Below are 19,461 nucleotides of genomic sequence, written 5' to 3' on the forward strand. Positions count from 1 at the left end.
AGAACACTCGTGTCCCCTACCGCCCACATCACTCTGTACTCAAGCCCTGACGACGGCATCGTCGCCCTCCCCGGCGGGCCAGGTGCCGACTGGGCCGTCATCGCCCTTGACCTCGCGCACTTCGAGTCGGCCGACGAAGGAATCCACGTCCTGCCGATGTCCGACCTCGACCGTGCACAGACGGCGCTCGACACGCTCTACGCCAACGCGCACCGGTTCGGCATCACGGTGACCACCACCCGCCAGACGTTCATCAGCGACATCGGGCGAGGCATCGCTGCACGCCTTGATGACTCCTGGACGGTGGAGGTCGGCAACTGCCTGCTTTCGCCCTCGGATTCACGTAACCGCCTGAACTTCCTCTGGGACTCCCTTGGGGGGTCACTGTTCTACGTCATGCAGTCGTACTCGGAGCAAGTATCGGCAGTGGCCTTCCTCCGCTCAGAAAGCGGCCTCGAACTGGCGGTGCTGCGGCGTCCGTGGGACGGTCAGATCGTCGTCGGCGCCCTCGCTCCGGATGCGCAGTTCACCTCGCTGGGGACGGCGGCGCCGGTCAGCGTCGTCGCACCCGATGTCGCCGGCGTCCTGAAGAAGGTCACGGAGATACTCCTGCCTTCCTACGAACACGCCCTGGCGCAGGCCCACTTCCGGCTCCTAGGACGCGTCCTTGATCAGATCCGGTCGGCCCGGACGAACGGCGCCCTGCCCCGCGTCTGGGCGTTGAACGAGGACCTCTGCCAACACTGGTACGGCCTCGACCATCATCTGCGCCGAGGCGTGTACGGTCCGCTGCCGAAGGCTCTGGACGATCTCCTTCGCGGGGCCGATGCAGCCCTGGCCGAAGGCAGCGCGCAGGACGAGGAAGGAGCTGTTCAGCTCCTGGAGCGCTGGCTACAGCAGGGCACACTGCTCGTCGACCTGGTGCAGTCCCTCGACCCGGACTTCACCGCCTCCTCGGTCACACCGTCGGCACCTGCTCCCCTCCCGCCCGGGCCGCCACATCAAGGGCGCCGGCCGGGGATGAGCAGGTGACGACTGCACGGACGTCGGGACCGGTTCTGGGTGAGCCGTACGTGGCCCGGCTTCTGGTCGGCACCATGGTCGCGCGGCTCCCGACGGGCATGGTGCCGGTCGTACTCCTCCTGCTGGTCGCCGACCAGGGCGGAGCCGCGTCCACAGCCGCCCTGATGTGCGCGGCGTACGGGCTGGCCTCCGCGCTCGGGCAGCCGGCACTCGGCCGGGTCGTGGACCGGCACGGGCAGACGGCCGTGACCTGGACGGCTACCGGCTTCACCAGTCTGGCGATGCTGGCCATGCCCCGCGTCGACTCGACCACGCAGACGCCGCTGTTCATCGCCCTGGTGGTCCTCGCCGGCATCTCCACCCCGCCGGCCGAGGCCAACCTTCGAGCCCTGTGGCCGAGCGTGCTGCCCGATCCTCAGCAGCAGCGCGCCGCGCTCGCCCTGGACACCGGATCGCAGGGGGTGATCTTCATCGCGGGGCCCCCGCTGGTCGCCACCGTCACCACGTTCGCCGGACCGGACACCGCCATGGTCGCGACAGCCATGCTCGGCCTGGTCGGGGCGGCGGTCGTCCTGAGCGCCACCCCGTCCCGGAGCTGGCGCCCCGGCACGGCCGCGTCGTCCGGGCTTCTCGGCCCCCTACGCTCGCTCGGGCTGGTCGCTCTGCTCGTCGCCATGACCGGGACCGGCGTCGCGCTCGGTGCCCACACGGTCTGGGCCGTCGCGCTTGCCGAGCGGAGCGAGAGCGCTCTGCTGCTGGGACTCCTGCCGGCGGCGCTGTCCGTCGGCAGCCTCCTCGGCGGCACGCTCTACAGCCGGCGGGTGTGGCCGGGCAGTCTCACCGCTCAGCTCGTTGTAGGTTCCGCAGCCTTCGCAGTGTGCTGGCTCCCCCTGATGCTGAGCCCGGGACCGGCAGCGGCAGTCGCCATGTCCGCCCTGCCGGGTCTTGCCCTCCCGGCGCTGGTGACCAGCGCCTTCCTCACCGTGGACGCGCTCGCCCCGGCCGGCACTGTCACCGAGGCGTACGCGTGGCTGATCGCCGCCATCGGCGTCGGCCAGGCCACGGGGACGGCCTTCGCCGGCCAACTCACCACCCACCCCCAGCTTGGCGCCGGCCTCCCCGCCGCCGGAGCGGCGCTCACCGTCGCCGTGCTCGCCGCGGCGTGGAGCTGGATCTACGTGCCCGACACCCGCGCACGCCGCGGTCGACACCGCCGTGTTCCCGCGCACCGCGCGGGGAGGGCTTCGGCCCGTACCGCCTGACACCCCTTCCCTCTTTCCCTTCTCGAACCCAAGGAGATCTTCATGGCCGTGCCCACGTCCTTCGAGGTCGTCCACAGCTGTGGACACGCCGTCCCCTACGACATGTCGACCCGGTCGGCAGACCAGCGAGCCGGGTACGCCCGGTGGCTCACCGAACGGAAGTGCACCGAGTGCTGGCGAGCCGAGCATCGGGCCGATGCCGCGAGTACCGCGGAGTGGCTGGCCGCCAAGCGCGCCGAGGAACAGGCCGCCGCGGCGGCGTGGACCACCCAGTTCGACATGCCCGAGCTGGAGGGTCCCGAGAAGATCCTCGGCTGGGGCGAGCGCTGCCGGCACCAGCTCGTGACCAGGTCGTACGAGGCTCTCGTCACCGAGGGGAGCTGGGACGAAGCCGACTGGGCGCAGCTGGAGGAGCAGATCCGGCTGCTGACCCGGGCCGGGTGGTGGGTGGACCAGCGCGACGCCGACGGCGTGGATCTGCCGGAACTCGTCGAGGCCGCGAGCGACCGGGACCGGCCCACGGAGAACCCGTTCCGGTAGGCGCGCAGCGCGCAATATAGCGGCGGATCCCCGGTTTCCGAAACCGGGGATTCTCCGGACCCTTTGTCTTCCACCGCCGCCCCGCGACCTCGTGGAAGGACCGTCCGTGCCTGAGACCCGCCCCGTGTACCTGCCGCACGACCCGCTCACCCCGAAGCGGGACATCACCCACGCCCACTTCCGGCCCGGCGAGCACGTGGTGATCTTCAAGGGGGCCGCCGAGGGGCGGCTGTGGGGTGACGCGATGAAGGTGGTCACCGACTCGCTGCACACGCCGACCGACGAGAACGGGTGGCGGCTGCTCGACCCGAACGGCGGCCACCGCTCCTACCTGACCGCCCACCCCCGCTACATGGTGCACCTGTCCACCCTGTGCCCCGAGTGCCTCGTGCACCAACAGGCCCTGCGCGAGTACCTGATACCGCGCGTCGGGACCGGCGAGGAGCCGGTCGACTGCCGCTGGTACTCGGTGACCGCGCTCAACCAGCTGGTCCACGTCGCTGACGTCGGCCGATAGGCGGACAGGACCGCGTTCCTCCGCCCCTCCCTGTTAGTCCGACACCCAGCGAGAACATGATCATTCACCTGTACCGGCACGGCTTTGAAGCCGCCGACGCCCTGGCCGATGCGCTCGGTCGTCCCCTCAGCGCGGACGAGGGGCTCACGACCGAGCCCGGCGGCACCGTGGTGGCCTACTGGGACCAGCTCGACCGATACACCGACGAGAGCCGGTACTGGACGACACCGGAGTGGGCCCAGCACCTCGCCGATCCGCTGGTCGAGCATCCCTTCGCCGCCGCCCCGGACGGCTCCCGACGCGCGATCCTCCACCTGTACGTGCGCCTGCATCCACTGGACCGGGAGCTCTCCCCGGCCGAGTGGTCCGAGGTCGGCCACCGCCTGGCGCGTACGGCCGGCCTGGCTCCGCCCGGCGACGAGTGGTCCTGCCGCTGGGTCGCCGTACGGGACAAGGCCAACCGCATGGACTTGATCGGCAACCTCATCCGCCTCGACGGCGCCTGGGCAAGCACCCCCCGCCGCCTGGCCGAAGCCCTGGAGGCGGAAGCCCGCCGAATTGAAGCCGACCTGCTTCTTCACACCGGGCACTTGTCCGTCCAGGAGAAGGCGCCCGCGGCGACCCGGGCGACCGCCGCTTCACCGGCCCGCGCTCCGGCTGCGACAAGTCCGCTCGCGGGCATCCTGAACCAGCTGGCCGCCGAGCAGGCCGGGCCGATCGCGGCGGTGCGGCAGCTCGTCGAGCAGGTCGGCCGCCAAGCCGCCGCCCTGCCCGGCCACGAGACCGCCGCCGCCGGCCGGGACCTGTTCTGGGCGGCCCGCCGCCTCCACGGGGTGCAGGATCAGCTCGGACAGATCGCTGCCCGTCTCGCGCCCCCTCCGCCCGTCCCAGGCCCGGCGCCCGCACTCCCGCGGACGTCTACGCCGGCCGCGTCGGTGCGGCGGTGAGCACGGCGGACGCGGACGCCGAGCAGACGGTGGTCATCGTGCGCGATCTGGCGACCGACGTGATCACCGCGAGCGGCGGGGACGGTCTGGCACACGGCATCCTGGAGCGCTCCTTCTTCCTGCGGGAGACGCATGGGGTCACCTGGCACCGGCTGTCGCCCACGGTCACGCCGGAGGAAGAGCAGGCCGTCGCCCGTATGGCTGTGGCACGCCTCCAGGCCGCCGGGTACCGGGTCCTCGCCTCTCCGGAGTTCGCCTGGGAGGGCACCGAGGCACGTTACGTGACGACGGGCCGGGCGATCGAGAACCTCGCCGACCGGATCCGCGAGGCCGCCTCCGTGGACGACCTCACCTTCGAGCTCGCGGAGCTCACCGCCACGCACGACGGCATCGTCGCCTCGCTCGGTCTGGTCCTGCACGCGCTTGCCGACGCTTACGACCGGTTCAGCGGACCGGCCGATCCGCACTGGGGTATCCGCCTGCGCAGCGAGGCAGATCACGAACTGCGACTCCTTCAAACGGAGTTGAGGAGCGTACGCGCCACCCTCGCGGACCGCGCCACGCTCCCGGGCCGTCGCGGGCCTCACCCCCCGCCACCGGCTCCACCAACGTCTACCGCCTTCGGACGGACCCGATGACCTTCCCCCCTGTCCCCTCATCGAGGAGCCCATGTCCCTCCCCCGATCCCTCCCCGACGACGACCGCGACCTGGAGTCGTTCGCCACCCTCCTCGCCGAGCACCTGGACGGCGACTGGACGATCGAATACCACCCGCACCAAGGCAACGAGGACCAGTTCCGGCACGCCGAAGACGTCTGGGACCTCAACCTGGTCAGCGGCGCCATCGCCGAGTTCGTCCTGCGTGAAGACGCCCACCTGATCCGGCAGGACGGCACCCGCCTGTACGTCACGATCCGCCCGCTGCACGACGACGAGTTCCTGGTGGCGGCCATCGCCCCGACCGGATCGATCGCCGCCGAGGCGTTCGAAGGGGTCCGGGAGCCCGATGGAATCGCCGTGCCGGGCGATCCCGAGCGGGCCGCCCACGCCGTCACCGCCGACCTCCTGCCCCGCTACGAGGTCGCACTCGCCCAGGTCAGGCACGCCGTCATGAATCCTCCTCAGCCCGCTTCCCGCCCCGACACGACGGTCGTAATGACCTGGCGGGAGGACGGCTCCCTCGCGGCGACGACCACCGCCCGGCCCGCGTCCGAGGTGCTGCTCGCCGAGGGCTTCGTGTGGGAGACCGCCTCGAACGCCTACGTGCTGGCCGGCGACGACACCCGCACCCAGGGCCACGCGGTCCAGGCCGCCGGCGCCCGTCTCGCCCGCCTCGGCATCGGTGTGGCGCTGCGAACGGCCCCCCGCCCCGCGGCTGATGTCTCCCTTCCGGCGTCTCAGCCCGGTGGCCGAGCGACCGTTCGCAACCGGTGACACAGGCCCGTACCCCGCGTCCGTCCGTCCCTCCGCTCGATCCGGTCCGCCGGCCTCGCCTCGCCGTCTTCGTCCTACGCCGCTACCTGCGCGCGGCGGTGGTCAAGGCGGGCGGGATCAGCCACCTTCCTGCCCGTCCGGCGCCGCCCTCCGGTCCGGCTACTCCTGTCCCCCGCCGAACCCGCTGACCAGCCTCGCGGGCCAATCCCCTTGGAACGCCATGAACCCGCCCGTCACCGACGACGCCCTCCTCGACGCCATCGCCCAGCACCTCGACCAGCTCGCCGACCATCTGCTGCAGGCAGACGCCCGGCAGGCCGCACAGATCCTGGCGCGGGTCGTGGACCTGGAGGACGGTGTCCTCCGCAAGCTGACCGACCTCGTCACCGACTGCAGCCGGGCGTCCCGGAACCACGCCGCGGACGGACTGTTCCCGCCAGAGGCATGGCTGGCCTTCGGCCGGGCCGGCAACACGCTGGCCAATGTCTCGGACGACCTCGACCAGCATCGGAACGTCTTCGAGCAGATCGGCAAACAGGCACCCGCCTCCGCGCCGCCGAAGGCCACCGCGTTCGTCACACGAGGGCGGCACCGGTGAACAAGAGGCAACAGCAGTGGTCCGGATGGGGCGCCCAGCAGGCCGCACAGCAGCACTACCTCATCGAGCCCCGATACCTGGCCGGCGGCGGCGACCTGCGGCACATCACCGAATACCTGCGCGCCTCCGGCTGGAAGGACAGCACCCCCCGGTCGTCCGCCACCCTCGTCTTCGGCTCCCCCGACAGGGCCGTCCGTGTCGCCTACCAGCCACCGGGCGGCTGGCAGATCCACGGCGCCGCCCAAGGACACCAGCCGGCCTGGCAGGTCACGTTCACCGCGCAGACGCCGGTGGAGATCGTCGCCGGCCTCACCGACGCACTGACCAAGGAACGCTCCGCACACGCCCCCAACGTGTGGGCGCCGCTCTCCGAACACGGCTGGTCCACCGACACCGGCCAGGAGTACACCGCCGTCAGCCCCACCCGGGACGCCTTCGTCCAGTACGTCGGTACCGGCCCCGATCAGCACTGGTGGATCGGCGCCCGCAACGAGCACGGCGCGGTCTGGAACCTGCAGGCCACCCCGACGGCCCCGCTGCACCTGCTGCAGGGCCTGACCGAGGCTCTGGCCTCCCCCGAGCCGGTGATGCGACCGCGCGGGCACGTGCCGCCGAGCAAGCGCATCCGAGTCACCTCCGTGTCCGTACTGCCCGAACAGCTCAGAGGCTGGCAGCAGGCACGCATCACCGCCGCCCGCGCCGCCACCTGGGCCCGCAACTCCGTCCGCGTCGCCCGGCCCCGTACCAAGGCACGCCACCACGCCCACCCCTGATCACCAGGAGCACCATGCCCTCCTCGTTCCCCCTACCCCTTGCAGTTTGCCGCCCTCTACTGGAGGCGGCGGGATGAAGTCCACGCCTCCCTCCGCCGAGGACATCCAGAGTGCCCTTGAGGTACTGCTCGACTTCGGCTGCCACCTGGAAGAACACGTATCTATTTCTCACCTGAGGCCCCAGCTGGAGACAGCCCTCCACGAAACCTGGGGACTGCCTGCGGCCCTGGGGCAGATTCTCCGCGCCGCAGCCCGCAACATCGACGGCTGGGTCCTCATGCCGGCGCCTCGGGAAATCCGGGAAGTCATCGACCGCTTCCGGGAAGCCGCCCCCGAAGCCACGCTCTGCCTGAACCTGCACGAAGACGTCCACCGCCTTGATCCAGAGCTCTTCGACCGCTGACGACTCCACTGCGGGGCCGGCAGCCCACGACAGAGAAGGTCGATCGACCCCGCAGAGCAAGACATCTCCAAGTCCTGCCGCACCCCAGCCCGCCTCGGCATCAGAGGAAAATCCCATGTCCCCTCCCCTCGCTGTACCCCACTCCGCCTCGGCATTCCCCGGCGCAGAAATGAGCGTCAGCATGGCGGTCTCGTGGCTCTGAGTCCCGCCCAACGAGCCTCATACATCGCCGACCGCAGCTCGAAGATCCCGTTCCTCACCGCGCCCCGGCACCTCGCCGGTCCCGGCGACCCCCGGCACGTCACCCACGCACTGCTCGCCGCCGGCTGGAGCGTCGCCTCCGCCCCCGGCGACCCCCGCACTGTGCTGGCCGGCCCCGCCCAGGCCCGTCACCGGCTCGTCCTCGACCCGCTCTCCCCCTCCTACTGGCAGATCGAATCCGCCGACTGGAGCTGGTGCGCGTCCTTCGGCCGGATGGTGCCCGCCGAGATCGTCGCCGGATTCACCGACCGCCTCATCGCCGGAGCCCCGCGCAGCGGCATCGGCCCGTGGGCGCGGATGGAGGAGGCGGGCTGGTCCGTCGAGCGGCGGCCCGACGGCACCGCCGAAGCCTGCTCCTCCGGCCCCCATCAGATACGGGCCGCGCTCGCCAAGGTCTACGAGGACAACCCGGAGCAGACGGCCTGGAGGGTCGAAGCCCTCCCGGAATACGGCGGGACGCCTGTCTGGCGCATGTGGATCAGCGGCGCGATCCCGGAACACCTGCTGGACGGCCTCGCCGAGCAGCTCGTCACCACCACCCCCGTCGTCCGCGGCATGTACGACCCGGAGAGCCACGGCGCGCGACAGGAGCCGAGCGGCCTCACACCCGAGCAGGCAGTCGAAGCGCACTTCGCCCGAGTCGACGCCTTCGACCGGCGGACCCGGGCCCATCGCCGCACCCGGCCTGCGGTCTCCCTGCCCGCGCCGACCGTGCCCTCCGCCCCCGCCTCCGTCTCCCTTCGCTGACCTTCGAAAGACCCCTCGTGCCCCGCCCTTCTCCTTCCGTCCCTCCGCCCCCTGACCGCACGCCACCGATCACCCGGCTCTCCACCTTCCTGCTGCAAGGCGACGCCGTGCGGGCCGCGTGGGAGCGGTTCGACGACGAGCACACCGACCTCGACGGCTGGCCGTACGACCAGGACACTACGACGCCCGGCAGGCCGAGAAGGACGCCGCCCTCTGGCACCGCTTCTCTCCCCTGCGAGAGCAAGCCGCCGCCCTGCTGGACGCGGCCGAGACGTCCGCCGACCAGCTCGCCGGAAAGTCCGGCCAAGCCCGTTGGAGCTGGCAGCTCGCCCACCTGCGCGGGGCCCTCGAACGGGTCGACACCGCCCATACCGAGTACGAGCGGGTGGCGGCCGATCCGTCCACCAGCGCCGAGGACCTCCTCGCAGCCTCCGCCGTACGCAACAAGCAAGCCTCCGAAGCCCTGGTCGACTGGCTCACCCACGGACGTGCGGTCCTGGAGATCCACGCCGCCACCGTGCGGGCCGGGCAGACCGGCATTCGCCTCACCACCCGCGCGCCGCACGCCGCCACACCGGCATCACCCGCCCGCCGTCGCTGACCCCCCTTTCTCTCTCTTCTTCCGCACCTCACTTTCTTGGAGCCCTTCGTGTCTCAGCGCCCGCTCGTCCTGGTCGTCGCCCCTGGTGATGACGTGTACCGCGGCTACTGCCTGCGCCAGGTCGCCGACGCGTACGACGTCGCCGTCCTCACCACCGGCCCGCTCACCTGGGAGAAGCCGTACGTCGTCGACCACGAGACGGTCGCCGACTTCGACGACGTGGACGCCCTGCTCAACGCCGCCGAAGCCATCACCACGCGCCGGCCGGTCGCGGGCGTGCTGACCTGGAACGAGTCCCACCTCACCGCGGTCGCCCAGCTCGCCGAACGTCTCGGCCTGGCGGTCACCACCCCGGAGTCGGTCCGCACCTGCCGAGACAAGGCCGCCAGCCGCGCCGCGTTCGCCCGCCACGGTGTGCCCTCCGCCCGCTCCGTCGCCGCCGCGTCCCTCGACGAGGCTCTCGCGGTCGCCGAGGCGATCGGCTTCCCCGTCGTGGTCAAGCCGGCGGCCGTGGGCGGCAGCATCGGCGTCATCAAGGCCGAGACCCGCGAGGACCTCGCCGAGGCGTACGCGTTCGCGACCCGCGGCGTGCAGCAGCACGGCGGCGACAACTGCAGCGTCCTCGTCGAGGAGTACCTGTCCGGCCCGGAGGTGAGCGTCGAGTGCGTCACCTATCAGGGCGTGACCACGCCGGTCGCCGTCACCCGCAAGGAACTCGGCGACGAGCCGCTCTTCGAGGAGACCGGCCACACCCTCACGGCCGGCGATCCGCTCCTGGAGACCGTCGCCCCGATCGCCAAGGCCGCCGTGCGGGCGACCGGCGTGACCGGGGGCATCCAGCACGTGGAGATCCGCCTCACCCCCACGGGCCCGCGTGTGATCGAGGTCAACGGACGGATTGGCGGCGACTGGATCGGCTGGGCCGTCGAGCAGGCCCTCGGCCTGCCCCTCGCCCGGATCGCCGCCGACATCGCCGTCGGCGCCGCCCCCGACCTGACGCCGACGCGCCAGGAGGCCGTCGCGATCCAGGTCCTGTACGCCCCGGCGTCCGGCACGCTCACCCAGCGGAGCATCGCCTCCGGCTTCGCCGAGACGGCCGGCTGGGTCCACGGCCCGGCCTGGCTGATGGAGGAGGGCGACGAGGTCCTCCTCCCGCCCGAGGGCGACCTGGACTCCTCGCGCGTGGGCCTGATCGCGACGTACGCCGACACCATCGGTCTCGCCGTCGCCCGCCGCAGCGCCACCAACGGCCACATCGCCCTCGCCGTCGACGCCCCTGCCCCGGGCCGCCCGTGACCGAGACCGCCCGGCAGCCCGCACTCGCCCAGGTCTCGCCCCGGTACCTCGCCGGAGGCGGTGACCCCCGCTGGGTCACCGCGCCCCTCCAGCAGGTCTACCGGTGGCAGATCGCGCACCTCCCCCTCACCCCGGTGGTGCGTGTCATCCCCCGCGACCGCAAGGCGGAGCTGCACCTGTCGCCCGACCCCGACCAGCCCTGGTGGATCCTGCGGCACCTCGGGGCCGGAGAGGAGAAGTCCTGGACGATGTCGTTCGGGGCCCGCACACCGGCTGAGATCATCACGGCGGCGACCGCCGCCTACGCCGCCGGGTCCGCGCCCGAAGACCTCCTCGATCCCGTCACGGTCCTCGAACAGGCCGGCTGGCCCTCGCGCCACCAACGGCACTTCGACTCCCCCGACGGGCACGTCCACATCGGCCGTCTCGCCAACGGCTCGTGGCACACCAAGGTCACCGCCGGCATGGAACCCTGGCGGATCTCGCACCAGCAAGTAGCCGTCTGGGAAGCGCACTTCACCGAGCACACCCCGCCGCACGTGGTCGCCGCGTTCCTCGCCGACCTCGTCTCCCCCGACCCGGTCCTGCGCCACGAACGGACCATGGCCCCCGCCCTGCGGTACAGCGTCCGCATCCAGCGCGAACGCGTCCCGGCCCAGCAGGCGGAGGCAACGCTGTGGGCCCGGGTCGAGCGGCTCTTCCCCCTGAGCACCAGCCGCGAGCTACCGCCTTCCCCGCAGCACCCGGGCGGTCCCCTCCCCCGCCGTACCCGGTGATCACCATCCCGACCGAAGGAACCACCCTGACCTCCCCGTTCCCCTATCGCGCCGACCAGCACGCCGCCGCCCTCCAGGCGCTGGCGGTGTTCTTGGTGCAGAGCGAGATGATCCTCGCCTCCTGGGATTCCTACTCCGACAGGCACACCGATACCGACGGCTGGCCGTACGACGACGAGTCGTATGGCTGGCGCAAGGTTCAGCGAGATACACAGACCTGGCGCGCTTTCGAGCCTGTCCGCCGTTCGGCGCGCTACCTGCTCGCCACGGCGCGGTTCCAGCTGCAGCACATCGCCGCCGGCGACATCGAGCCCCGCTGGCCGTGGCAGCTGTCCGAGCTCGCCCAGGCATACGACCGCCTGGAGGCTCTGCGTACCGAGTGGGCTCAGACCCGCGAGGCCATGCGCACCTCCCGGCCGACCCACGAAGAGTTCATCGACGCACTGGCCGAGCGGAACGCTGAAGCCTGGGGCTACCTGGATGCCTGGGCCACCCACGGCCACGCCCTCCTTGACCTGCACGCCGTCGCCCTCAAAGCCCCCGCACCAGCCCCCATCGCCGTCGCGAACCCCGCCCAGCAGCCCGCCGCCGGCCAGTCGGCGGTGAGGCGCTGATGAACAAGCACGAGCTGGTCGACCAGGCGCTGGTGTCTCCCGTCTACCTCGCCGGCCCCGGCGACCCGGCGTGGGTCACCGTGCCCCTGACCACGGCGTCCGGCTGGACGGCACTGAACCAGCCACTCGTTCCTCACGTCGTGCTGACCGGCCCCTCCTCCAAGAGCGAGCTTCGTCTGGAGCCGGTGCTGGAGGGACCGTGGTGGCATGTGTCGCACCGGGACGGCCGCACCGGAACGGACTGGAGCGTGTCCTTCGACGGGTCCACGCCCGTCGAGCTGATCGCCGCCGTCACCGACGCCCTGCCCCACCCCGGCTACCCCCTGCGGCAGCCGGTCGACCCCTACGAGCCCCTGCGGCAGGCAGGCTGGAGCGTCGCTGGCGGCCGGGGAACCTTCCTCTCCCCGGACGGACACGTCCGCGGCAGCCGGAACACCCTCGCCGGCAGCCGCTCCTGGCGGATCACGGCCGGCCTCGACGAGGACGACCCCCTGTGGCACGCCTTCCTGTCCGCAGGCACACCCACCGTCATCCTGGCCTCGCTCTTCAAGACCCTCGCCTCCCCGGAACCGGCACGGCGCTCCGCCGAGCAGATGAAGGGCTTCCCGCGCCGCGGGATCACCCTGGAGTGGGAGCGGTGCCCGGCCGAGCACGTCGCCCGGGCCCTGACCGAGCGGGTCGAGCAGCTCGCCGCCCGGCGCGCGGTCACCTCACCGCCGCCGTGTCCACCTGTTGGAGAAGGTCTCGCCCCGGCAGGACGGAGGCTCCGGTGACCGACATGATCGACCAGGCGCTCATCTTACCCCGCTACCTCGCCGGCCCCGGCGACGCGGGCTGGGTGACCATTCCCCTACACGAGGCCGCTGGCTGGAGCCACGGACACGAGCCCCTGCTGCCCCGGGTCCTTCTCTCCAGTCCGGACCAGAAAACGCTCCTGCGACTCGAGCCCGCACCCGGCGACCAGTGGTGGCGGATCATCCACAACGGCGGCAGTGCGGCCACCAGTTGGTACGCGTCCTTCGGCGCGCGGACCCCCGTCGAGCTGATCGCCGCGGTCACCGACACCCTGACCGACCCTGCCTACAACGAGCGGGCCGTCGCCGATCCCACTCAGCCGCTGCGCCAGGCCGGGTGGGAGACAGCGCCCTCCGGCGAGTTCCGCTCCCCCGACGGCATCGTGACGGGCGAGCGGATCACCTTCTCCGGCATGACCAGCTGGTTCATCACCGCCGCCCTCGACCAGGACCACACGGTCTGGCAGGCGCGCTTCGACGGCCGCGCCCCCGCCAGCGTCGTAACGGCCTTCACCCAGGCACTGGCCGTCGCAAAGCCGCTGCCGAGAACGCACGAGCAAACCCTCGGCCTCAGCAGGCAGCGTCTCACCCTCCACTGGCAGCAGGCGACGCCCGAGACCGTCGCCTCCGCGCTGCCCGTCCGCGTGCAGCGCCTGGCCGCCCGCCGGCGCAGCAAGCCGTCACCGGCGCCGCAGCCACCTCGGTCGACGCCGCACCGTACCCACTGACCACCTCAACACCGACCCTCCCCGGCACCGCCAAGGAACCACTGCCCCTTGCCCAGTCCCTCTTCCTCCAGCTCCGACGGCTATGACATAGCCCTGAAGATCGGCATCGCCGTCTTCGCCATCGGCTTCCCCCTCGCCAACTTCGCTTGGCTGGCCGGGAACGTCGCCGCCCGGTTGTCCGGGACCACCCCGTGGGCGTCCTACCGTCCGGCTGACGCGCTCCTCCATCCCGGCCAGCTCTGGCCCGCAGCAGGAGAAACGTCCCTGCTCGTCGCCACCCGTATCGTCCCTGTCCTGCTGACGCTGGCCCTCGCCGCCGGCGCGGGCGTCCTGTGGCTCCGGTACAAGAACCGGTCCGGCGGCGGGAAGAAGACCGTCGACGGGATGGCGACGGTCCGCGACATCCAGCCGCTGCTCGCCAGAGCCGTCGAAGCCAAGGCCCGCTCCCTGCGGCCGAGCCTGAAGCACGCCAAGCACATCACCCCCCGCGACGCCGGCATCCTCGTCGGCAACCTCGCCGGGACCCGACGCGAGGTCCGCATGGGCTTCGAGGACGTCGCCGTCGCGATCATGGCCCCCCGCTCCGGCAAGACGACCTCCCTCGCGATTCCCTCGATCCTCGCCGCGCCCGGACCGGTCCTGCTCACCTCCAACAAGGCGGCAGGCGACGCCTTTACGGCGACCTTCGACGCCCGTGCCGCCGTGGGGCGGGTGTGGTCGATGGACCCGCAGCAGATCGCCCACGCCGCCCGCGAGATGTGGTGGAACCCCCTCGCCGACGCGAAGACCCTCGACGGCGCCAACCGGCTGGCCGGGCACTTCCTCGCCGCAAGCGTGGACGCGAGCCAGCAGGGCGACTTCTGGTCCAAGGCCGGCAGCAACATCCTGTCTCAGCTCTTCCTGGCCGCCGCGCTGGACGAGCGGCCGATCACCGACGTGATGCAGTGGCTGGCCTTCCCCGCCGACCGGCGCCCGCTCGACATCCTGCGCGACCACAAGTTCACCGCGGTCGCCTCCCAGTTGAAGGGCACGGTGGAGGGGCCGCCGGAGACCCGGGACGGCATCTACGAGACCGCCCGCCAGTACGCCTCCGCCCTGCTCAACAGCGAGATAGCCGCGTGGGTCACCCCTCAGAAGGACGTCCCCGAGTTCCGGCCGACCAACTTCGTGACGAGCAACGACTCGTTGTTCCTGCTGTCGAAGGACGGTGGCGGCGGCGCGAGCGCGCTGATCGCGGCGTGTGCCGACAGCGTGATGCGGGCCGCGACCGCCCAGGCCGAACGCGCCGGCGGACGGCTCGACCCGCCTATGCTCGCGATCCTCGACGAGGCCGCCAACGTGTGCAAGATCAGCGACCTTCCTGATCTGTACTCCCACCTCGGCAGCCGCGGGATCATCCCGATCACCATCCTCCAGTCCTACCGCCAGGGCCAGAAAGTCTGGGGGGACACCGGCATGGACGCCATGTGGAGCGCGGCCACCGTGAAGATCATCGGCTCCGGTATCGACGACCCGGATTTCGCGGACAAGCTCAGCAGGATGGTCGGCGACCACGACGTCGAGACCGTCTCGACCTCGCACTCCGAGTCCGGGAAGTCGACCTCGGTGTCGATGCGGCAGGAGCGGATCCTGCCGGCCGACGCGATCCGCGCCCTCCCCAAGGGCAGCGCCCTGTGCCTGGCCACCGGTATGCGCGTCGCCATGCTCGACCTGCGCCCCTGGTACGCCGAGCCCGGCGCCGACGAACTCGCCGCCGCCTCCGCCCGCGCCTCGAAGGCCATCACCGCCCGGGCCCTCGCCAAGACCGCCTCCCGGCAGGACGACTACGACTCAGCGGCGTGACCAGCCGTCCCCGGCCGCGGATGCACGCCCCCAGCACGTCGCGACCAAGTTCGCCGTGGCCGCCGGATCTCCCATCCCCGAAAGGATCTCCTCCCATCACACCCTCATCCGCTTCGGACACCGCAGCGCCCTTCCGGGACCTCGCCACCCACTTCGCGGCACTGCGCGCCCAAGTCGACGCCGTGGACAAGGCGCCGGGCCCCGGGTTCCTCTCCAAGATCACGCCGCTCCTCCTGGAATCCCAGCAACTGACGAGACAGCTCGTCACAGCGCTGTCGCGGCTCAGCACGAGCGAGTACGTCACTGTGCCCGGCAGCCGCAGCACCCTGGACACCCTCACCGCCACCGTCGCCAGCGCGGCCCTCGTGACCACCCACCTCGCCCAGGCCATCTCCGTCAATCCTCTGATCGGCGAGAGCCTTCCCGGCGCGGCGGTCGACGAGAAGGCCGTCCGTCAGGCCCGCGAGACCGATGCCGAGAGCGGCATCGTGGAGTGCCTGGCCGAAGCCCTCCACGACCTCGACCTCACCGCCACCTGCTGCTCCTACGCCGCCACCAGCATCGGCCGCGCCCTCGAACGCGCGGAGGCGGCCATGCCCCTGCCCAAGCTCAACGCCAAACAGGCAACCGCCCTTGAGGACCTGGCCCAGGGCGAAGGGCGACGGTACGAGGACAGCTTCGGCCGCAAGACCAAGGTCTACGTCTCCGGCGGATCCTCCGTCCATCCGGCCACCTTCGCCTTCTTCGAGAAGTACCGCCTGGTCCAGGTCGAGACCGACACCTCCGACCGCCAGGGCCAGCGGGTGACCGTCACGGACCGCGCCCGGCGGCTCCTCGCCCAGTCCCGTCCGGCCACTCCCACAGGTCGGCCCGCTCCTGTCGCACAGGCAGCGATGGCCGGACGGTCGAGGTGAGGGCCATGGCCGATGAGCAGGGCCGGTTCCTGGTCTCACCGCGGCACCTGGCCGGAGCCGGGGACCGTCTCGCCGACGTCCTCGGGCCGCTGATCCACGTTTTCGGGTGGTCCTGGACTCACGATCGGGAGACCGGACAGGTCACCGTGGTCAGTCCCGACGACACGCTCCAAGTGGACTTCTCGCCGTCCCGTCTGGACGGTATGTGGCGGACGATCGCCCGCAACGACCTGGCCTGGAAGATCACCGCTACGCGGCAGACGCCGCTGGAGGCCCTCGCCAGCGTCACCCAGGCGCTGCCCCAACTGCTGGGCGACATGCGGCATTCGGACCGCATCCCGCTGACGGAACGTTCCGTCGCCGACATCGCCGACCTGTACGACTGGACGACGGGCGCAGGGTCGTACACCTCTCCGGACGGGCACTGCACCATGCATCACTCGCCCGGCCAGCCGTGGCGGGTGGAGCACTCCGTATTCGACGGATTCGACACCCATTGGACCGTCCACGCCACGGGTGCCGTTCCGGCCCAGCTACCGGCCCAGTTCCTCACCTTCCTGGCCACGCCCGACCCGGTGGAGCGCACCCTCGCGGACGTCCCGTACCTGGCCCGGAGTTCAGCCCGGCTGACCTCGCTCACCGGTCTCCCCTCGGGGCTCGGGGCGCAGGTCGTCCACGCGCTCGGAGCTCTGCCCACCAACGGGGAGGGGCGCCGGCGATGACAAGCCCTTCGGATTCCCGCCCCTGTCTGTCGGCCGAGCTTGCCCCCGCCCACGTCCTGGTGCTGGCGGAGGAAGTCACCATGTTTCGGGACCGCCTTTCCACACTGGAGTTCTCCCGGCCGGCCGCTCCGTCGGAAGCCCTGGCACACGCAGGGCGCGCCGATGGCCTCGCCGATACCGCAAGGGCGGTGAGGACCGAGATCGGCAAGGTCCGGCTCTACGTGAGCCCCGCGGTAGAGGACGCGTACAGCCGTATCCGCCTCCTGGAGACCCAGGCGGCCCTCGCAGGCGATCACCTGCGGATGGTCCACGCCTACCTCGTCCGAGTACCGCCGCAGGAGCGCGCCCACCGTCCCTACCCGCGCGGTCGGGTCCTCGACACCCTCCTCGAAGCCGGCCATCACCTGCAAGACGCGACTCTGCTGACCTCGCTCGGCGCCTCCGACGCCCTGCGTGCCGCCACGGATCTCGCGGGTGCGCTCCGCGCCCAGAAGCTGGTCGGCGGCAGGCCGCAGGCGATGTCTCCCACGCAGTACCAGGCGCTGCGCGCCATCGCGGCCGGGCGTCTGAGCGTCGAGGACACCGGTGGCCGCGAGTGGGCGTGGATGAGGGACGCGTCGTTCTCGATGGGCACGGTCCGGTCCCTGGAGTCGCGGGGCTGGGTCCGCCGCGAGGCACGCCACCCCGTTCCCGGGGCGCGGTCCGCCCGCCTTCACCTCACCGAGGTCGGCCGCATTGCCCTCGCCTCCTGGCTCGGCCGTGTCCCCGTCGCCTCCCGCCCGGCCGCACTCGCCACCCGGGCAAGCCGGACGCCCGTCCGCTGAGCCGTACTCCCCCGATCCGAAGGCAGCCCCCATGTCCCGTCACCTCCCTCAGGCCCCCCATTACGAGGTCTGTCTGCAGATGCTGACCCTCGCGACGAAGGTCGCCCAGTGCTTCGACGTGCTCGACGACCGCTCGCTGGCTTCTCCGCAGGCGACCGGGCGGATCGCCCGGCAGGTCACGGCGGTCACCTCGCTCGCCGAGGACGCCGCGGCCGTCGGCACGGCCCACCTGGGCCTGCCGATGTCCCTCATCGACCACACCGACCACACGGTCGCCTCCCGGCTGGCCCAGCTCCAGGTGGTGGCGAAGGCGGCGGCCGAAGCCCTGCGGAGCGCCGCCGAGAGCACCGACCCCACCTCGATGACCGCCGCGGACACCAGGCTGACCCACGTCCAGGCGGCCCGGGACCTGCTCGCCACCGCGGCCTCCGACCTCCTCGCCTGCGCCGAGCGCGTCGCCACCGAGATGGAGCGCTACCGGAACAACTACGCCGTCCCCGAGGCCCACCACCAGATGACCGCCGACCAGTTCAGGGCTCTCCGGCTCATCGCCACCGGGGTCGTCTCGATCGACGAGGACGGCCAGCCCTGGGTGGGAATGGACAAGACGGCCGTCCACCCGAGCGCGATCCGCGCCCTCGACCAGCAGGGGCTCATCGAGCCCGTGCCCTGCGCTGCCTGGGCCGAGGAGATACGCGTCCTGCCCAGCCCGATGGGACGGCTCGTCCTGGCAGCCACCCTCGGCCGGCCGGAACACCCTGCCGCCGAAGCGCCGTCGGTACCCAGCCCGCCGACCGGGCCCGTCGCCTCCACGGCGAGAACCCGCCGATGACTGCAGATCACCCGCAGGAAGCCGATGCGGGATACGCCGGGCGGTCCCCCGGCCCGACCGTCTCCTTCATCGAGCAGCTCCTCTCCTTCGGGACGGACCACATCCTCCAGCACGATCTGCTGGCCTCACCGGCCCTCACCACCCCCAAGGGAGCCCCCGAGATCACCGTCCGAGCCGCCACGGCGCTGTCCCTCGCCCGGCACGCCCTGGACCTGCAGGAGGACCTCGCCGGCCTGCCGCTCCACCAGGGCCAGACCTTCAGGTCGGTCCAGGCGCGGCTGCGGCAGCTCGCCATGCTCGCCACCGACTCCAGCGAGGCCCTGGCCAACGCCGCCGACGCCCTCGCCCCGGTCCGCGGGATCACGAGCCTGGAGGAGCTGGGCGCCCCGTGGGCGATGGAAGCCCGGCAGCTGGCCAGGGAGGCCGTCGCCGCAGGCCGCGACTTCATGGCCTTCGGAGCGCAGGACTGCCTCGCCGCCGCGGAAGCGCTCGCCGCCGACCTACGGCAGCGGGGTTCCTGCCCCTCGAAGCGGCCCGCGGGCCTGTCGCCTGCTCAGCACGCCGGCCTGCGGGCCATCGCCCTCGGTCATGTCGCCGTGAGCGACGACAAGACGGTGCACCTGCACGGCAACAGCCGGCCCGTGGCCATCGCCACGATCCGCTCCCTGGAAGCACGCGGCCTGACCACCCGCGAGGTCTCCCCACTCCACTGGTTCTGGTCCCGCTGCATCCCCACAGCACACGGGCACCGCGCCCTCGCGGCCACGCTCACCGCGCCGGCCCCGGCCATCCGGGCATCCGCCCCGGCCAGCCGCCTCACCAGCCGGATCGCCCGCGCCACAAGTCTCTAACCCCGGCAGTGGCCCCTTCGGCCTGTGTCCGCTCCTCGCCGAAGAGCCGCTGACGCCTCCGCGAACCGAGCGGTCGCGAAGGGGAGTTCGTCGGCGTCGTCCGCTCCCCGGATTCCGTCCCACGCGCCCCCACACAACAGCCAGCGCCTTCCGAGCCCTCCC

23 protein-coding genes are annotated in these 19,461 nt (G+C 71.8%); all 23 read left to right on the forward strand.

The genetic code is table 11. From position 1 onward, the window contains the following. The first annotated feature begins 9 nt into the window (after positions 1-9). Positions 10-1,032: a hypothetical protein gene (locus IF73_RS0117605; RefSeq protein WP_031008890.1), complete on the forward strand. Its 1,023-nt coding sequence runs from the start codon at positions 10-12 to the stop codon at positions 1,030-1,032. A 41-nt stretch (positions 1,033-1,073) separates the two neighbouring features. Then, positions 1,074-2,285, forward strand: a complete 1,212-nt coding sequence (locus IF73_RS0117610) for an MFS transporter (RefSeq protein ID WP_051716910.1) — start codon at positions 1,074-1,076, stop codon at positions 2,283-2,285. Between the two features lie 42 nt (positions 2,286-2,327). Next, positions 2,328-2,825: a hypothetical protein gene (locus IF73_RS0117615; protein WP_031008896.1), complete on the forward strand. Its 498-nt coding sequence runs from the start codon at positions 2,328-2,330 to the stop codon at positions 2,823-2,825. A 106-nt stretch (positions 2,826-2,931) separates the two neighbouring features. After that, positions 2,932-3,342, forward strand: coding sequence for a hypothetical protein (locus tag IF73_RS0117620; RefSeq protein WP_031008897.1), 411 nt, complete (start codon positions 2,932-2,934; stop codon positions 3,340-3,342). A gap of 56 nt (positions 3,343-3,398) precedes the next feature. Further along, complete coding sequence (locus IF73_RS0117625; RefSeq protein ID WP_031008900.1) at positions 3,399-4,289, forward strand: hypothetical protein; 891 nt, start codon at positions 3,399-3,401, stop codon at positions 4,287-4,289. Then, a complete protein-coding gene (locus IF73_RS0117630) occupies positions 4,286-4,927 on the forward strand; it encodes a hypothetical protein (protein ID WP_051716913.1) in 642 nt (213 codons plus the stop codon). The genes IF73_RS0117625 and IF73_RS0117630 overlap by 4 nt, the downstream gene beginning before the upstream one ends. 31 nt (positions 4,928-4,958) lie before the next feature. Continuing rightward, a complete protein-coding gene (locus IF73_RS0117635) occupies positions 4,959-5,723 on the forward strand; it encodes a hypothetical protein (RefSeq protein WP_051716915.1) in 765 nt (254 codons plus the stop codon). 220 nt (positions 5,724-5,943) lie between these two features. Next, positions 5,944-6,321 (forward strand): hypothetical protein, encoded by a 378-nt coding sequence (locus tag IF73_RS42005; protein ID WP_031008904.1) that lies wholly within the window; start codon positions 5,944-5,946, stop codon positions 6,319-6,321. Next, complete coding sequence (locus IF73_RS0117645) at positions 6,318-7,094, forward strand: DUF317 domain-containing protein (RefSeq protein WP_031008905.1); 777 nt, start codon at positions 6,318-6,320, stop codon at positions 7,092-7,094. The genes IF73_RS42005 and IF73_RS0117645 overlap by 4 nt, the downstream gene beginning before the upstream one ends. A gap of 73 nt (positions 7,095-7,167) precedes the next feature. Then, positions 7,168-7,497 carry a hypothetical protein gene (locus tag IF73_RS0117650; protein WP_031008906.1) on the forward strand — a complete coding sequence of 110 codons (330 nt, stop codon included), beginning with the start codon at positions 7,168-7,170 and terminating at the stop codon, positions 7,495-7,497. 192 nt (positions 7,498-7,689) lie between these two features. Further along, the gene (locus tag IF73_RS0117655; RefSeq protein WP_051716917.1) at positions 7,690-8,505 is read left to right on the forward strand and encodes a DUF317 domain-containing protein; all 816 of its coding nucleotides are present in this window, start codon (positions 7,690-7,692) and stop codon (positions 8,503-8,505) included. A gap of 118 nt (positions 8,506-8,623) precedes the next feature. Next, positions 8,624-9,106 carry a hypothetical protein gene (locus IF73_RS41025; RefSeq protein ID WP_158822031.1) on the forward strand — a complete coding sequence of 161 codons (483 nt, stop codon included), beginning with the start codon at positions 8,624-8,626 and terminating at the stop codon, positions 9,104-9,106. Positions 9,107-9,154: 48 nt separating this feature from the next. Next, complete coding sequence (locus IF73_RS0117665) at positions 9,155-10,402, forward strand: ATP-grasp domain-containing protein (protein WP_051716919.1); 1,248 nt, start codon at positions 9,155-9,157, stop codon at positions 10,400-10,402. Then, the gene (locus IF73_RS0117670) at positions 10,399-11,178 is read left to right on the forward strand and encodes a DUF317 domain-containing protein (protein WP_051716921.1); all 780 of its coding nucleotides are present in this window, start codon (positions 10,399-10,401) and stop codon (positions 11,176-11,178) included. Before IF73_RS0117665 ends, IF73_RS0117670 begins: the two co-directional genes overlap by 4 nt. After that, the gene (locus IF73_RS37705) at positions 11,175-11,792 is read left to right on the forward strand and encodes a hypothetical protein (RefSeq protein WP_234338261.1); all 618 of its coding nucleotides are present in this window, start codon (positions 11,175-11,177) and stop codon (positions 11,790-11,792) included. Before IF73_RS0117670 ends, IF73_RS37705 begins: the two co-directional genes overlap by 4 nt. Continuing rightward, positions 11,792-12,565 carry a DUF317 domain-containing protein gene (locus tag IF73_RS38670; protein WP_051716923.1) on the forward strand — a complete coding sequence of 258 codons (774 nt, stop codon included), beginning with the start codon at positions 11,792-11,794 and terminating at the stop codon, positions 12,563-12,565. Before IF73_RS37705 ends, IF73_RS38670 begins: the two co-directional genes overlap by 1 nt. A 5-nt stretch (positions 12,566-12,570) precedes the next feature. Further along, a complete protein-coding gene (locus IF73_RS0117685; protein WP_031008914.1) occupies positions 12,571-13,314 on the forward strand; it encodes a DUF317 domain-containing protein in 744 nt (247 codons plus the stop codon). A 48-nt stretch (positions 13,315-13,362) separates the two neighbouring features. Beyond that, positions 13,363-15,156, forward strand: coding sequence for a type IV secretory system conjugative DNA transfer family protein (locus IF73_RS0117690; RefSeq protein WP_031008916.1), 1,794 nt, complete (start codon positions 13,363-13,365; stop codon positions 15,154-15,156). Positions 15,157-15,338: 182 nt separating this feature from the next. Continuing rightward, positions 15,339-16,070, forward strand: a complete 732-nt coding sequence (locus IF73_RS0117695; protein WP_031008918.1) for a hypothetical protein — start codon at positions 15,339-15,341, stop codon at positions 16,068-16,070. 5 nt (positions 16,071-16,075) lie between these two features. After that, complete coding sequence (locus IF73_RS37715; RefSeq protein ID WP_037879553.1) at positions 16,076-16,792, forward strand: DUF317 domain-containing protein; 717 nt, start codon at positions 16,076-16,078, stop codon at positions 16,790-16,792. 188 nt (positions 16,793-16,980) lie between these two features. Continuing rightward, positions 16,981-17,616, forward strand: a complete 636-nt coding sequence (locus IF73_RS37720; RefSeq protein WP_078868109.1) for a hypothetical protein — start codon at positions 16,981-16,983, stop codon at positions 17,614-17,616. A gap of 31 nt (positions 17,617-17,647) precedes the next feature. Next, on the forward strand, positions 17,648-18,448 hold the full coding sequence (locus IF73_RS0117710) for a hypothetical protein (protein WP_158822033.1): 801 nt from the start codon (positions 17,648-17,650) through the stop codon (positions 18,446-18,448). Further along, positions 18,445-19,299 carry a hypothetical protein gene (locus tag IF73_RS0117715; protein ID WP_031008924.1) on the forward strand — a complete coding sequence of 285 codons (855 nt, stop codon included), beginning with the start codon at positions 18,445-18,447 and terminating at the stop codon, positions 19,297-19,299. Before IF73_RS0117710 ends, IF73_RS0117715 begins: the two co-directional genes overlap by 4 nt. Positions 19,300-19,461: the final 162 nt, after the last annotated feature.

The sequence above is a fragment of the Streptomyces sp. NRRL F-5727 genome, assembly GCF_000719555.1.
Classification (GTDB): domain Bacteria; phylum Actinomycetota; class Actinomycetes; order Streptomycetales; family Streptomycetaceae; genus Streptomyces.